Here is a 14,960-nt window from a genome sequence, read left to right as displayed (position 1 = left end):
TTAATTATCTTCTGGGGTTAAATCCATGCGTTGCCAGACAAATGCCAGGTCTGCCGGGACTGGCATTTCTCGGAATAAATCTTCAACTGAAATTGCACTCTGAAAGGCAAATAGCCTTCTGAAAGCAGGAGTCACGACTGCTTTAAAAAATTTTTTTCCATGAACAATGGTGCGCAGATTTTCATCATTAGTCTGAGCTTGAATTGCAGTCAGTTTCTCTTGATATCTCTGCCATAATCTCTGAGGATCGAGATGGCTATGCCAGCTAGCGCACTGTGCTCGAAAACGTTGTTCATCAACAACCAGTTCAGGATCTAGAAGGTCTCGGTTAAAACCAAGTAATCGCAGTTCGTCCCAAAGCGGGTTTATTATTGCCCATAAAGCACCAAATTGAACCCACTGCCCAAGGTTTTCAGTAATAGGTACAGTAATAGATTGAATAGCCGCTTCTCGCCCTTCAGGGAGTTTTGCTTTTTGCTTCTGTGGCAAGCAATCCCAGAGCTCATCCGGGACAGTAAGATAGTTTTCAATACAGAACCTAGGCAAAACTAGCAGGTTTGGTAGTTGTAGTTGTCGTTGGCTCAGTTGAGCATTATCCCACTCATCGCGATCAACAATGCCCAACCAAGTCGGTTGTTTTGACAAAATTTCTACCACATTACGTTTCCCGCCAACTTCGGCAAGAACCCATTTGGTCTCCCATTGGGGAGCGACTTTTTTTAAGAGCTGGGTAAAAACGAGTTCATCCGTTTTACCTTCAACAATCAGCGCTCGTTTACCTTGGGTGATTTTTGTCTCAAGGATAGTCTTGATATGCCACTCAAACTCCTTCATTGCTTATTATCCTTTTCAACAGAAAGGGGATAACGCAGCCCTAACGTTTCGTAACGCTGCCAGACGTCAGTCGCATGGGAAGTCAAAATAAGCTGCCCCTGCTTTTTCTGGATAATGTTTTCCAGAGTCGCAAGCAGAGGGGAAACCAGAGAAGGATGAAGGTGTAGATCTGGCTCGTCGATTAATACAACGCCACCCGGCTGAAGCCAGCGTTGAACCATAAAGAGCATGATCAAGACCTGATGCTCACCGGAACTAAGTTCATCCAGTGTATGAGTATCGCCGTTAGCAAGTTTGACCTGCTGACGCTGCCCTGGCTGAATATCTTCTTCAATGACTTTGCCTGAGAAGAACTGATTCAGCGTTTTCATCATCTCTGGATACAGTTCAGGGAGCGTCGCTTTCATATTGAACAGCGAGGCTTCAAGCTGCCCTTTCCAGTCAGATGTTGGAGTATAGGTTGCCAGCCAGCGCTGACTAAGATCATCCTGTGCAAGTGAGGATATATTCTTTTTAGGCGCGAGCCATCTGCGCGCCTCAGCATCCAGATAAATGACATTGGGGGATGAAACTTTCTCAGTGGTGATAACCATTTTCTGGTAGTAGTGACCCCATTTCTGGAACCAGGCATCTTCAAAAATCCTTAGCGTCAATTTACGCCCAGCACGGCTTTCACCAATCCATTCAACATCTTTATAGGATTCAATTAATTCCTCAGACCATTCCTCGGAGCCAAAAAATAGCCCCAAGCGAGATGGCGTTGTTGATGTGAAGTCATCTATAACAATCGCGACACCGTTCCATCGTTCTAACCATTTCCGGGATTCGTGAGATGATGGAAGCGGCTTGGATTGCTCTAGCCAGAACCCAAAAGCCCCCCAAAGCATCGCAATAGTGCGAAGCAGCGTCGATTTACCGCAGCCATTCGGGCCGGTAAGGAGAACGTTTTCCTCCACCTCTCCCGTCCAGTCGTTTTTAAAGCTAATTTCCGCATTGCCCAATGGGCCAACACTCTGCGTATAAATCGCCGCTATTTTCATCAAATCTCCTCAGGTTCGCTACCGGTAATGGCTTTTACATCCGCCAGCAGATCGCCAAATTTGCCGTAGTTAACCTTAACGCCGTCATCCAGATCAATAGTGATACGTCTATCAGCATAGTGACGCAAGCGATCGTCAAAATTGCGTAGCTCGTTGAATTTTTTGGTCAACCCATCCAGTTCTTTTTTCAGACGCGTAGTGGCCGCACCGGACTCAGAATTCTTAAGCTGATCGTTAACCAGATCGATATTGCCCTGGTAGCGTGCCAGCAGCGGAACCACGTATTCGGTACGCATGCGCGACAGCGTGCCTTCATTATAACGGTGCAGATACACCAGGCACTCAAACGCTTTCTCTTTACCGGAGCTGAACAGCCAGTAAATCGGGCGTTTCTTGTACATTTTCATATGTTCTTTCCAGAACTGAGTGGAAAGATAGCGACGGATGGTATCCAGCGAAGACTCGCCTTTTTTCGGTTTGATTGCATACAAACAGAGACTTTCGGCGATGAAATCGAGGTTCTCCTGCAGATGTTCTTCACCCCAGACCGTGCACACGAACTCTTTCACGCGGGCTGTGACATCGTCATCGAACCAGTTGGAATCCATTAATGGCAGAATGCCATCTTCATCGGCGGGGAAGGTTTTGTATGCACCTTCGGCGACTAATTCGGCAAAACCTTTGTTGCCTTCATGGGCGTAAACCAAGCCTTCGCGATCGAGAGAATAGCGACCCATTTGGCAACCGATAGTAAAGCTTACCAATGAGCTTAAGGTATCAGAACAGAATCGTTGTTGGTTGTCGAAGTCGGAGTAACTCCCGCCATACAAGTAACTTGGGTTGCAATTTAAAGTAATATCTTTTTCTGCAATTGTTATATATTTACTTTTATCGAGTTGAAATTCCCTAGCAACCTTAGTGTTAAGTTCAATTTCTAGATTACTCATCAAATCAATATTTTTCTTCGATTCTTTTAAATATTCACCATATGCTTCAGAGACCAATTTCAAATTAGCCTTAAGCAACGGGTGATAAGTAAAATCAAAAGATAGCTCTGACGCATCCCAATCCCCACGTGATATATGAATAAGAGATTGAATTTCCTCCGTATAGTCGCATAATGGAATCGGTAGTTTTTTTATTACTTGTGGTGATGCATTTAGTGTAGGGTTGATAAATTCAAGCATTTCAGATGCCACATTAGAATTTAGAAATGCTAAGATCTGATTACTAACAGACATATCTTCGGAAAAAATTGCCAATCCAGCCGTGTTAAAAGAACATCCTTCAGGGTAATATCTAAAGCTATTTTTATAGGATGTTATCTTGCTCCAGCCGACAGAAGGAATATAAAAACAATCAATACCATCAGGGCGAAACCCAACACATTGTTTCATTTTAGAAAAATGTAAACTTCCATCCTTGAGAACATACTCAAGATTACCATACCATTTTCTAAACTCACCACCTTTATTATGAAGTGAATAACGAACAGGTTCATCACTAAAACTATAGCGGATAAGATTTGAATTTACCTCGCTCCATAACAATAAATACTTATCGTTATCTCCTGTTGTAATTCCAGATTTTACTGACGCACACTCTCCTATTGTTTGATTCAAACTAAATGAGCGAGTTAATTCTTTTGTTATCCAATAGGCAATTGGAGTCCCCGGGATTTTTTTGAAATCATCGGCAGCAGCAGTCTTCAAGCGTTCATTTTTAAAAGGGAATGTCTTTGGGTATCCATCATCATTAATATCGTCATTTTCAGCATAAGAAAATGTTCCCTGATAAGAAGGGATATGAACATTTCTAAACACGGTCGCATTGGTGCCAAAGGCAATTTTCATTACCCCATTCCCCATATGTACCATCGTTTCAATCGTGAATTTATCCAGTATATTTTTACGCATATTTTCATAGCTGGAAAGGAACATCCAGGATTGCATTGTCACCATCGAATTGAATGCACCATCTTTGAGCCAGCCAAAGCCTCGTTCAATAAACATTGCAAACAGATCCGACTTGCTGTCCGGGAATAGTTTTTTAGCAAACTCTTTCAGCTCGCCGTTCATTCCTTTCCCACCCATGTATGGCGGATTTGCCACCACAGCATCATAGCGTTGCGCCAGTATCCACGCCTGCAGGATATATGGGATCAGCTCTGCCGCCGCCTCTTTCTGCTGAATATCACCTTCAACAGCCAGACGATACAATCCATCCAGAAACGCTTTCAGCGCCGCTTCATCTTCATGTGAAACCTGAATCAGCGATCCCAACGTTTTTGCGCTGGTAAACAATGCCAGCGTTCGCATCAGCAGCTTATATTCCGCGCTGTCGGTATTGGTCAGTGCCGCCCCTTCTGCAAACATATCTCCCATGCTGCCGCGTTGCACCTGCTGATGGAAGTTCAGCTTGCTCCAAAGCTCAGCGATATCCAGCTTACTTTCCTGCAGGGAAACAATATTCAGACGTACACCACGGCCCAGAATACGACGATCGTCCTGGCGGGCGAGCATCAACATCGCAAAACCAGATAGCTGTGCGGCGCGGTCATCAATGTCCAGGCCGAAAATATTGTTTTCCAGAATCAGCTGCGGGATATCACGGGTGCGGTAGCCTCGCTCTTCGTAAATGGCCTTCAGCACGTTATAGGCTTCAGTCAGGATATGCCCGGAGCCGCAGGCCGGGTCCAGAACCTTGATGTTTTCTGGTTCAATGCTGGATGGGGTGATTGCAGCCAACTGTGCCTGAACTTCTGGAGTCTGTTCTGCAGGCTCAATGTAGTACGGCATTTTGTCTTTCAAGCTGGAATTCGGGTAGGTTTGCAGCCACTGGCGACCCACCGAGTTCTGCACCAGATACTGCACAATCCAGTTCGGAGTAAACAGCTGAGTGGCGGCGGGAATATCTTCGCTCTTCACCACCTTGCCGATCACATCATCTTTTTTCTCGGAGATGTAGAACTGATACAGCCAGCCAATCACTTCGATCTGGTCCCAGTCCTCTTTTGGTATCGCTTTCTCGTCCACCAGCCCACGCAGAATAGAGTCAGTGCGGGTCAGATTATCCGGCAGCACTAGCTCAATTTCATCATTAACTGCTTCGAACAGGAAAGGCATCGCGCCATGAAGAGCATGGCACTGTGCAAGCAATAGTTCACGGTATAGCTCTTCGTCACGATCGCCCGCCAGCTTCATCTCCACCAGGCGCGCTTTGTCCAGCCCCAGAGCGTCAGCCACTTCCGGCACATGATCCAGAACCTCAAAACCACCTTCCAGCGTCGGGTGAGACAGCATACGGAAACCGTGATCAAGATAGCCATGCAGCTCCATATAGCGAATAGCGCAAAAGCGGTTAAACCAGGTGTAAGCAATGTGCTCTACCAGCACGTCGTAGCCCTGCTTTTCTGCTCGCTTGACCAGACGCTCACGGCGTGACGCCAGTACTTTATCCAGCGAGAACTGACCATAACGCACGCTGTCGCCAAGATCGGTTGCTTGCGCAATTTGCAGGTTTCCCTTTTTATCGGCCTCAATACCCAGCGTGGTCAGTTTTTGCATGACCGCATCGCGGAACTGTTTACGTGCCACCGGGGCGTATTTTTTGATGTTTGACGTATTCATGTGGAGTCCTGAAATGGGCAGATAACGTCTGCCCTGAAAATAGGGAAATTACTGAAGCTGTACGCGTTCGCCTGCGTTAATGGCATCCATTAGCGTTTTACGGAGTTGCTCCAAGGCTTTGTCTACCTGTTCAGCGTTATCCAGCGTTGTCACACCCGCAGCTCGTTCCATCGTTTTACGCGTGTTCACGTAGATGGTCTTTTTCAGCTTGGGTTCAGGCTTAACTACGGGGTCGATAATCCCAGGCTGAGGGGCAGGTTTTGGATCAGGGACTTTCATGCGCTGTTCTTCAACCCAGCCGTTCAGTCGTTCGTTTGCTTTGAATTGTAGCGCCCGAACCTCAGCCTCCTCTTCCATAATTTGAGGGATCAGACCGTTCTGCTCAACTTTCTTACGCGATTGCTGCATCGGATGTAAAAGCGAGTGCTGCAAGTCAGCAGGAACGTGCATCTCCAGCATGCATTGCTTCAGTTCATTGATATGACCTTCGATCTGCAGCAGCGCTTGGCTTCGGTATTCTTCCACCAGACGCTGGTTGATGGTTTCAACGGTTTCAATCAGCGGAATAATCCGGTGTAGTTCTCCGTAAGGTCGTGCCTTGCTGTAGATACCTTCCAACTCCTGCAAAGCCTTTTGGGCCGTTTCGTCTTTATCCAGCGCGTTACGGTTAGCTTTGAAACTGCCATTCAACGCCATACTCAAGCGCTGCCATGTGGCGTATTGGTTTTTGTAGAAGCTGACCAAATCGTCCCAGTCTTCCGAGAAATCTTTAAGATCGTCAGCCGCTGCGGTGATTTTTTCAATGACCGCGTATTCCTCTTTCTCGTTGAGGATCCCGTTCAGCAGTACCAGCCCTTCTTCTATCTCTTTACGGCCAGGGTTTTGTCCACTCTCTGCACGAGTTTTAAAAACGGTCAGTTCGCTCTTCCAGCGGCCAAAGAGTTCGCGAATATGAGAGACCAGCGGCTGCTCCTCACGCTCGTTAAACGGTTCTCCAGCAATATCAGCCATCAGCTGCGCAGCTTTAGTCAGCTGCGCTTCGTCATGGCGACGTACTTTATGCAAACGCAAGTCGCTGTAACGACGTGAATTATTAAACGCGTCCCATGCCTGCTTCAGTGCGATTTCACTGCCTTGCAGAGTGAAGCTGTATTTTCCGCTACGCGCCAGGCGCGCCACCAGCAGTTTGACTTCATCTTCCGGCCAGCCAAATGGGCGGCGACCAAAGGTAGTGAGGATGTCTCGCAAATAAACTGGCTTATGAGTCTCAATACTCATACTGATCCAGTTATCCACTTCACGCATCGCCTCTGGGTTGGACTCTTCCATTTCCCCGAGGTTGAGCTGGGTATCATTTTCTACTGTCAACAGCGCGTGAGTTTCACGATTTACGTCTCCGGTACTAAGACGCAGCAATTTTAGTTTGGAGAAACTGTTCTCGATAACGTAACCGCAGGCTGCATCAACGATAGCTAACGGCGAAGAGGATTTCTTATCCAGCCGTTCGCCTAGCGCCCAGACATCAGCCTGAGCCAGCAAGCCTTCGATCTGCGCCTTCAGCGTTTTTTCGCGCATGCCATTTTCACGGCCTTTTTCCGCCAACAGCGTTGCCTGTTCCGGGCGCTGGCCGCTTTGCTTACTAAGGAAGGCTTTGGTCTGTGCGTACATGGTCAGGTCTTGCCAGGTACGAGCCTCATCAGGCAGGCAAATTAAGATGCAATCTTTACTGTCCGTCATCAGCAGACTATTAGAATGCGCACCCTTATAGCTCTCGTAGTTCGAGTCCAGTGGCGTGAGCACCTTAACCACCAGATCGTTAAGATTTGCGCCATCTAGTGGGTGTCCGTTACAAAAACGACTAATATCAAAATCCTGCTTATTGGCCGGATAGCGATATCTTTTGTTCTTCAGGATCTCTTCGAAAATGATGGTTGAGAGTTGCTTATTGATGGTGGTGAATTCCACGTCAATATTGCGGATTTCATTTTCGATCTCTTTTTCTTCGTTAGTGAGGAAAACGAATTTGTCATCAATACGCGAGATCAGCATCTCAGCCTGCAGACGATTAAGGCTGGCTTCAATCTGTCGACGGAGTTCCACTTTGTCAGTATCAATACGCTCAATAGAGAGCGTGACGAGATTGTCTAGCGTACTTTTCAACACATCAACGTAGCGGATCAGGAACAGCGTCTTTAGTAGTTTGCCGTCAAATTCAGTCAGTGACGGAGACTGGCAGGCCTGAATGATAGTGCGGCTAACCGCAGGTTCCAGGAAGCTTTCGATCGCGGAGTAAAAGCGCCAGAACGGGACCAGACTATCCAGACCCTCTGCAGAGATTTGTACAGCTGCCGACTGGAAGGCATCCAGCAGAGAACGCTCCCCCATTGCCAGCTGCTTACCTGCGGCCCCTTTGGTTCGGATTGATTCAAAGACCTTTTGCAGGATCTGGTAATGCCACGGTACAAACGGATAGTTATCCACGAACTCGCGACTGTTGGTGTAGGCACGCAGCGTAGCCGTGGTTGTCGTGTCAAACGCCAACTGGTTGCGCAGAATATCGCCTTTTTCCTGCCAGACAGCTTCCAGCGCCGGTATTGCCGCTTCTGTTTTCACCAGCAGACGTTTCTGGATAACTTCTGAAGTATTCGAGCTGGAGAGTTGTAAACGCGTTGAGAAACGCCCCTGGATCTTGGAGAAGTCACGACCATCTCCACTGCTCATACCGCCGATCGCAGCATTAATGTCTGCCTGGGATGTAACAATTACCCACGCGCGGCCACCGCAAATAACGCCCAGATCTTCTGTGATGGTTTGCAACTTCAGCATCATCTGCCCATCTTTGCCAATGAATTGACCTACTTCATCGACCATAAACAGAATGTTGCGGTTGCCTTGACTATCCAGCCAATCTTTAACCCACGTACAGAAATTTTTGATATCCAGAGGGAAGTTCTTATCAAGTTGCTCGATCCACTGGCGAGAAGACTCTTCACTCTGGCCTGTAGCAACACTCAGCGCCTGCGCCATCTGATCGTTTATCATCAGATAAACATCACGCTCATCTTCCCAACGAGAGCCGGTGATGTCCGCAAAAGCGGCTTTAAAGGTATCAAACTGTCCACGCTTATCGAGCTCACGTTCCAGGTGTGCAATATGCGGGAAGTCCCCACAATAACCAGCTAGTTCGTTAAAAACTTTCAGAAAGACTTTGAGAATGGCATCAACGCCATCTTCGACATTAGCTCGTGAGTCAATATTGAATAGTACGACATCAGTCGGATGCTGAACCGATTTCCGAATATCGGCCAACAGCAGTGCATCATCAATTTTCTCTTCAAAGAAGGAGAGCGCATTACGCGTGACGCCATTGTGGCTAACTTCGCGGTTCGCCAGCAGATAGGAAAGGATCTTAATGAAGTGTGATTTACCGGACCCAAAGAAGCCTGAAACCCAGACGCCCATTTTATCGGCAAGCTGTAATCTGCCGGGTCCAGTAGCTGGGGCATAGACTTCAAAGAACTGACGCAGGTGGCCATCGAGCTCCCGAGTGATGACGTACTCATCCAGTTCTATCCAGGCGCTTTCGTCGTCGGTCTGCTCGGCTTTAACCACGCCGTTAATATTACGTTTTAGCGGTTTCTCAAAAATTTTTTCTATATTCATTGCTGTCGTCTTTTAACGAGGAGTCAAAGTCGCCGCAGGTCCGGTTTCTGGTACCAGTCTGAAGGCGCGGTAATAGTTACGCGAGTTAATGCCTGAGAGTGGAGAAAGATCATATCCACTGTAGGTGCCTGGATAGAACATCAGCAGTGGTGTAAACCCCATCACGTCCTGAAGTGCGCTCATTAGCTCATGACCACGAACCAACGGCCAGGCGTTTCCGAGGCCCGTCAGAATGACAAATTGCTGTGCCGGAAGATCGACCGTACGCGCAATATATTCCGCGATTTTTTTTTGGCTCAGCGGGGCTGCCAGATGCTTTTTCAGTGTTTCCAGGCCAAGCTCAGGCTCTCGCTGGCAGATACGGTCAAAGAGCTTACGTTCTTCAAGCATATCGATGATGACCTGGAAGATATTAAGTGTTTTATAGGTGTATTTTTTATCCAGTTTTTTGAATAAAAAGTGTAAATACTCGCGGACCTGAAGCTCCTGCTTCGCCGGATAGTCAAAGATCCAGAAGCCAATCTCGTTGCCGGAGCCTTGGTTTTTCAAAAAACGGTCGTCGCCGATTCGTTCTTCTAACTGTTTTAAACGATATTCAAGGATCGGATCATTCATGCGTTACCCTCCAGAATAGGAAGCAATTCGGCTTTGTTTAAACGATGCAAGGCCGTTGCAACCTCCGGTAGAAGGAAAACGTTTTGTAAGTTTCGGCGGCGTGGGCTGTCCAGGTAACCTGCTTCTGCAAGCGCCTTAATCAGATTGTTACCCATTTTTTGGATAGATGAATCAGAAAAAGCAGCCAGCTCCGGGTGCAATCGCAGATTCTCATCCACAAATTCACTCCAGCAGTTCATACCAAGTTTTTCTTTAAACTGTTGACGAGCCGGATTTACAACCTCAGCGATAAACTCCGCAACAATTGGAGACTGGATCATCAATGCAACCAATAGCATTTGTAGACGTTCGCTTTCACTGCCATCAGCAATCAGTTTCCAGCACACCCGATCCAGGGTCATCAATCGCAGCCTTAAGGTTCGGGCATAACGATTTGCAGTGCTTGTGGAGGAAGCCTGAAGAATATTTTCATTGATTATTTGCTGCTGCCAGGTTGTCTCATCTGGTTCAGAAAGCAACAGTTCAGCAATGGTTCGGCTCTCTCGGACCATCAACGAACCGCCCAGCAGATCGCCAATCCAGCGTTTGTCATTTTTTTTCATGGTGTTTGTCATCAAAAATCCGGAATGCTGCTCGCAAAAAATCAAGTAATGATTGTAATCGGCCCGCAGGTGATATGCCATGGTTAAGACCCGAACAATGATGTGATTTATTGATGCAGATTATCGACTGATCCTGATCATAGATTTAGAGCGTAATTTCCGGTTTGATGCCTTCACGAAAGTCTCGTATTGAGTGAGTTAATGGATCGTAACCAGAGGTAAACTACAATGTCGAAAGTAAATAATCCGGGATTTGTCTTGTCACCTTACTCGCAGAAGAAAATCCTCAAGGCACTAGGAAGTCGCCAAGAAAAGACGGACGCTACCGCTAAACGGCATGGAAAACCGACCCGCTATAATATTGCCACCAGCGATTATGATAATCTTGTCAGCGGTGAGCACGGTCCGCTGATCCTGAAGGTCAGAAGGGGGAAAATCGTTACAGAAAAACATTACTGTGCCGAATGCCACAGTTACATCAGCCCAATCAGGGCATATGCCGACAGCAACTATGGGAAAGTGCATCTTTGTACACCTTGCCATCTTGCAGCGTTCAACCGTAGCGTTGGACACGCGGATGCTATGCCGCTCAAGCTGGACCATGCTCATGCACATAGGGGAAAGTGGTAACGATAATATTGCCAGGGATTGTTAAGCGTCCTGTTTAACATTCTGCTTTTCAAACTCAGCCGGGAAAGAACCAGTTATATGCAGAATGTTCACGCAATATCTATTGTTATCTATCACCAATAAACTTGATTTTATTACATTTTGAGATGAGTAAATTCAGATGAATATGGACACAAAAAAAGCCGCCCTTAAGCGACTTTGATTTGCATCTTATGGTGCCGAAGGCCGGACTCGAACCGGCACGTATTTCTACGGTTGATTTTGAATCAACTGCGTCTACCGATTTCGCCACTTCGGCACTGAAGGGGATGCGGAAACGTTGTGGATTATACCTGTCGCGCGCCGCCATGCAAGCGACGACGCGCTAAACCCGCGCTAAGTGCCCAAAAAACCAGCGCTACCGTCAGTCCAGCTCAGACACCGCCAGCCGAATCACCCTCGCCGCCTTCTGCTCCGGCAGCGCCAGCACCTTCGCCCACATCTCCTGCACCATATCGCAGGAGAGCTTCTCTTTGCCCACTGCCTTCTCCGGCATCTGCAGCAGCTGGATGCCCTCGCCGTACTTATCGGCAAGTTGCTTCATAATCGGTCGCACATCCTCGACGGCCGCCTCGCGTTCGGCGGGTGTCACGATGTGGCGATTTTTGCCGTAGGCCGCGCGCATCATGTCGGCGTCGGCCTGCATGCGCCGCGTCATCAGGTCTTTATCCAGCATGCGCATCGGGTTCACGCCGCCCTTCACCATCGGGTAGAGGAAGCGGAAGCAGGCGTCGTCGCTCACCTTCTGGATGGCGGCGGTCTGCTCCATGTTGATGGTCATGTAGTTCACCACGTTGGCGTCCGGGGCGTTTTGCAGGCGCGACATCTGCAGATGCAGGATCTGCGGCTGGATGGTGTCGATAATCTGCTGCTCCGGCTCGCCCGCTTTTTGCAGGGCAGCCATCTGGTCGAGGATGCGCTGATGCAGCGCGGGCTCCTGCTCCTTAATCACCTGCCAGGCGGGCATCGCGTTGAGGGTGGTATCAATCTGGTGTTCGGGGGCACGCTGCTTATCGAAGAATACCCAGAACGCCACGGCGGCGGCCGCGACGACGACAATCACAATACGGGTCCACGTTTTATTCATCTCGCATCCTTATCCTTTCGCTATGCCGGTTTACACCGGCACGCCGCTGTGGAAGCGAAACTCGTTGTCCGGTGTCGAGATAAGTGTGGCTTCAATTTCGCCAAAAAGCTTTATACGCGGTGAGATATCGTCGTCGCTCACCTGCTGGGCCAGCGTCAGGTAGTCCTGATAATGGCGCGCTTCCGAGCGCAGCAGCGAGAGATAGAACTTCTGCAGGTCGTCGTCGAGGAACGGGGCCAGCGCGGCGAAACGTTCGCAGGAGCGGGCTTCGATGTAGGCGCCGCAGATGAGCTTGTCGATCAGCGTCAGCGGTTCGTGGGTGCGCACTTCCTTCAGCATCCCTTTGGCGTAGCGGCTGGCGGTGATTTTGACGTACGGAATGTCGCGGGCCAGCATCGCCTCTCGCACCTGCCAGAAGTGATGCAGCTCCTCTTTGATCAGCAGCACCATGCTGTCGATGAGCGCCTGTCCCCACGGGTCGTCGGTTTTGGGCATCACGCTTTTGCCAATCTGCCTGTGCAGGGCGATGAAGTCCGGCTCCGGGCCGTCGCGGAAGGTGAACTGTTCGTAGGGTTTGAGCCAGTCGAGCAGCGCGTCGGCACCGCTTTCGTCGGCGACGTATTTACGTACCAGCAGCAGCGCGGTCTGGGCGGCCTTGAGCTCGCACACCATGTGGTCGGTGAGCAGCAGCGGCAGGTTTGCCGGGTCGCGGGCTTTATCAATCCATGCTTGCGGGGTCGGGCACTGGAGGAAGTTGAGTACGGGGGCGAGTATCTGCGGGTAATCCATGGTTCTGCCTTGAAAAAGCGGTGGCGCGCGCCACCGCCTGAAACGCTTAGTGACGCACGCCGTCGTCGTCTTCGTCGATGTAATCTTCGTCGTCGCCTTCTTCGCCGTCTTCACCGTTCGGATCTTCGAAGTAGGTTCCCCAGCCGTCGTATTCCACGTCAAACTTCTCGGCCAGGTTCATCAGCTGTTCGACCTGCGCGTCGATCAGCTCCGCCTTCAGCGCGCCTTCGCTCAGGATGTCGCAGCAGATGACGGTGTCGCCCTCTTCCACTTCCAGCTCTTCCGGCTCGGTCACTTCGTAACCCAGCTTGAAGGCTTCCACGGCCATTTTTTCCAGCGCGTCGAAATCATCCGCAGAGAAATGGTGCTCGATGGTGTACAGCGCGTCCGGATCGCTACCGTCTTCCAGCAGCTCTTCAATAATCAGACGCGTCTCTTCGCGTTGCTCTTCCAGTAATTCCGGGTTTGCCATGGCTCAATCCTCTTTAAAGTGCGGCAGATACTTCTATTTTCACACACGGACGGGTTTGCCTCCACCTTTGTTGGAAAGATTTGTGAAACGGGGTTGCAAATGAATAATTACACATATAAAGTGAATTTTAATTCAATAAGTGGCGTTCGCCATGTGAGGATAAAATGTCTGATCTGTACAAGAAACACTTTCTGAAATTGCTCGACTTTACCCCTGCACAGTTCACTTCTCTGCTGACCCTTGCCGCACAGCTCAAAGCCGATAAAAAAAAGGGCAAGGAAGTACAAAAACTTACCGGTAAAAACATCGCGCTCATCTTCGAAAAAGACTCGACCCGTACCCGTTGCTCTTTCGAAGTTGCCGCATTTGACCAGGGCGCGCGCGTTACCTATTTAGGGCCGAGCGGCAGCCAGATTGGGCATAAAGAGTCAATTAAGGACACCGCGCGCGTGCTCGGGCGGATGTACGACGGCATTCAGTATCGCGGCCATGGCCAGGAAGTCGTCGAAACGCTGGCGCAGTATGCGGGCGTGCCGGTGTGGAACGGGCTGACCAACGAGTTCCACCCGACCCAGCTGCTGGCGGACCTGCTGACCATGCAGGAGCACCTGCCGGGCAAGGCGTTTAACGAGATGACGCTGGTCTACGCGGGCGATGCGCGCAATAACATGGGCAACTCGATGCTGGAAGCGGCGGCGCTGACCGGGCTGGATCTGCGCCTGGTGGCTCCGAAGGCCTGCTGGCCGGAAGAGAGCCTGGTAGCGGAGTGCAGCGCGCTGGCGGAGAAGCACGGCGGGAAGATCACCCTGACGGAAGACGTGGCGGCGGGCGTGAAGGGCGCGGACTTTATCTACACCGACGTGTGGGTGTCGATGGGCGAAGCCAAAGAGAAGTGGGCGGAGCGGATTGCGCTTCTGCGTGGGTATCAGGTCAACGCGCAGATGATGGCGCTGACAGGCAACCCGGACGTGAAGTTCCTGCACTGTCTGCCGGCGTTCCATGACGACCAGACCACGCTCGGCAAGCAGATGGCGAAGGAGTTCGATCTGCACGGCGGGATGGAGGTGACGGACGAGGTGTTTGAGTCGAGGGCGAGCATCGTGTTCGACCAGGCGGAAAACCGAATGCATACGATTAAGGCGGTGATGGTGGCGACGCTTGGGGAATGATTGACTCCTCTGCGGTCTGGTGCCCTCACCCCGGCCCTCTCCCGCGGGGAGAGGGAGAACAGCCTAAAAACGACAACAGCGTTATCGTCTGGCAGAGAAATACATTTTACTGACGCTTTCTCAGATAGGCATTAACCATAATAAGAATTTATGTTTTTATTAACCATTATTTACTGAGTAGATAATGGTTAATATCAGGTCATTATCAATTACAAAACACCGTATATTATCGGCGTAATATTTTCTTATTACTGCATTTCATTAATAAGGATGGTTGTATGTCATGGAATAAGCACGAGGCTGTGTCTTATGCTCGCAGCCACGCGCACCATTACAGCACGGGTTACTGCGCTCGCGCCGTAGCCGCGGCTATCCGCGCCGGAGGATTAGA

General features: G+C 49.5%; 12 protein-coding genes and 1 tRNA gene. 3 read left to right on the top strand and 10 right to left on the bottom strand.

Annotated elements, in window-relative coordinates; translation table 11 throughout:
- The 6 genes from ACMGGQ_RS00795 to ACMGGQ_RS00770 are packed head-to-tail and all read right to left on the bottom strand — an operon-like array spanning position 1 to position 10,395.
- Complete coding sequence (locus tag ACMGGQ_RS00795; protein WP_420289466.1) at positions 1-834, bottom strand: hypothetical protein; 834 nt, start codon at positions 832-834, stop codon at positions 1-3.
- Positions 831-1,874: an AAA family ATPase gene (locus ACMGGQ_RS00790; protein WP_420289465.1), complete on the bottom strand. Its 1,044-nt coding sequence runs from the start codon at positions 1,872-1,874 to the stop codon at positions 831-833. Before ACMGGQ_RS00790 ends, ACMGGQ_RS00795 begins: the two co-directional genes overlap by 4 nt.
- Positions 1,874-5,503: a BREX-1 system adenine-specific DNA-methyltransferase PglX gene (gene pglX, locus ACMGGQ_RS00785; RefSeq protein WP_420289464.1), complete on the bottom strand. Its 3,630-nt coding sequence runs from the start codon at positions 5,501-5,503 to the stop codon at positions 1,874-1,876. The genes ACMGGQ_RS00790 and pglX overlap by 1 nt, the downstream gene beginning before the upstream one ends.
- A 48-nt stretch (positions 5,504-5,551) precedes the next feature.
- Positions 5,552-9,166 (bottom strand): BREX system P-loop protein BrxC, encoded by a 3,615-nt coding sequence (gene brxC, locus ACMGGQ_RS00780; RefSeq protein WP_420289463.1) that lies wholly within the window; start codon positions 9,164-9,166, stop codon positions 5,552-5,554.
- Positions 9,167-9,178: 12 nt separating this feature from the next.
- Entirely contained in the window at positions 9,179-9,781 is a 603-nt protein-coding gene (locus ACMGGQ_RS00775) for a DUF1788 domain-containing protein (RefSeq protein WP_058675377.1), read from the bottom strand.
- A complete protein-coding gene (locus ACMGGQ_RS00770; RefSeq protein WP_420290550.1) occupies positions 9,778-10,395 on the bottom strand; it encodes a DUF1819 family protein in 618 nt (205 codons plus the stop codon). Before ACMGGQ_RS00770 ends, ACMGGQ_RS00775 begins: the two co-directional genes overlap by 4 nt.
- 216 nt (positions 10,396-10,611) lie before the next feature.
- On the opposite strand from ACMGGQ_RS00770, the gene ACMGGQ_RS00765 reads away from it, so the two are divergent.
- Complete coding sequence (locus tag ACMGGQ_RS00765) at positions 10,612-11,013, top strand: hypothetical protein (RefSeq protein WP_420289462.1); 402 nt, start codon at positions 10,612-10,614, stop codon at positions 11,011-11,013.
- A gap of 213 nt (positions 11,014-11,226) precedes the next feature.
- Here ACMGGQ_RS00765 and ACMGGQ_RS00760 read toward each other — a convergent pair.
- The 4 genes from ACMGGQ_RS00760 to rraB form a co-directional block, all read right to left on the bottom strand.
- A tRNA-Leu gene (locus tag ACMGGQ_RS00760) sits at positions 11,227-11,311 on the bottom strand.
- 105 nt (positions 11,312-11,416) lie between these two features.
- A complete protein-coding gene (locus tag ACMGGQ_RS00755) occupies positions 11,417-12,139 on the bottom strand; it encodes a topoisomerase II (RefSeq protein ID WP_420289461.1) in 723 nt (240 codons plus the stop codon).
- A 30-nt stretch (positions 12,140-12,169) separates the two neighbouring features.
- Positions 12,170-12,928, bottom strand: a complete 759-nt coding sequence (miaE, locus tag ACMGGQ_RS00750; protein WP_003862942.1) for a tRNA isopentenyl-2-thiomethyl-A-37 hydroxylase MiaE — start codon at positions 12,926-12,928, stop codon at positions 12,170-12,172.
- Positions 12,929-12,974: 46 nt separating this feature from the next.
- Complete coding sequence (gene rraB / locus ACMGGQ_RS00745; protein WP_023324077.1) at positions 12,975-13,400, bottom strand: ribonuclease E inhibitor RraB; 426 nt, start codon at positions 13,398-13,400, stop codon at positions 12,975-12,977.
- A 99-nt stretch (positions 13,401-13,499) separates the two neighbouring features.
- Here rraB and argL point away from each other — a divergent pair, with 99 nt between their 5' ends.
- Together argL and argF are read left to right on the top strand one after the other, a co-directional pair.
- Complete coding sequence (argL, locus tag ACMGGQ_RS00740) at positions 13,500-13,595, top strand: putative translational regulatory protein ArgL (protein ID WP_213014347.1); 96 nt, start codon at positions 13,500-13,502, stop codon at positions 13,593-13,595.
- Positions 13,565-14,569, top strand: coding sequence for an ornithine carbamoyltransferase (gene argF, locus ACMGGQ_RS00735; protein WP_407859393.1), 1,005 nt, complete (start codon positions 13,565-13,567; stop codon positions 14,567-14,569). The genes argL and argF overlap by 31 nt, the downstream gene beginning before the upstream one ends.
- The last annotated feature ends 391 nt before the right edge of the window (positions 14,570-14,960 follow it).

Source organism: Enterobacter sp. BNK-13, assembly GCF_048685015.1.
Taxonomy (GTDB): Bacteria; Pseudomonadota; Gammaproteobacteria; order Enterobacterales; family Enterobacteriaceae; genus Enterobacter; species Enterobacter quasiroggenkampii.
This window is presented reverse-complemented; position numbering and strand designations above follow the sequence as displayed.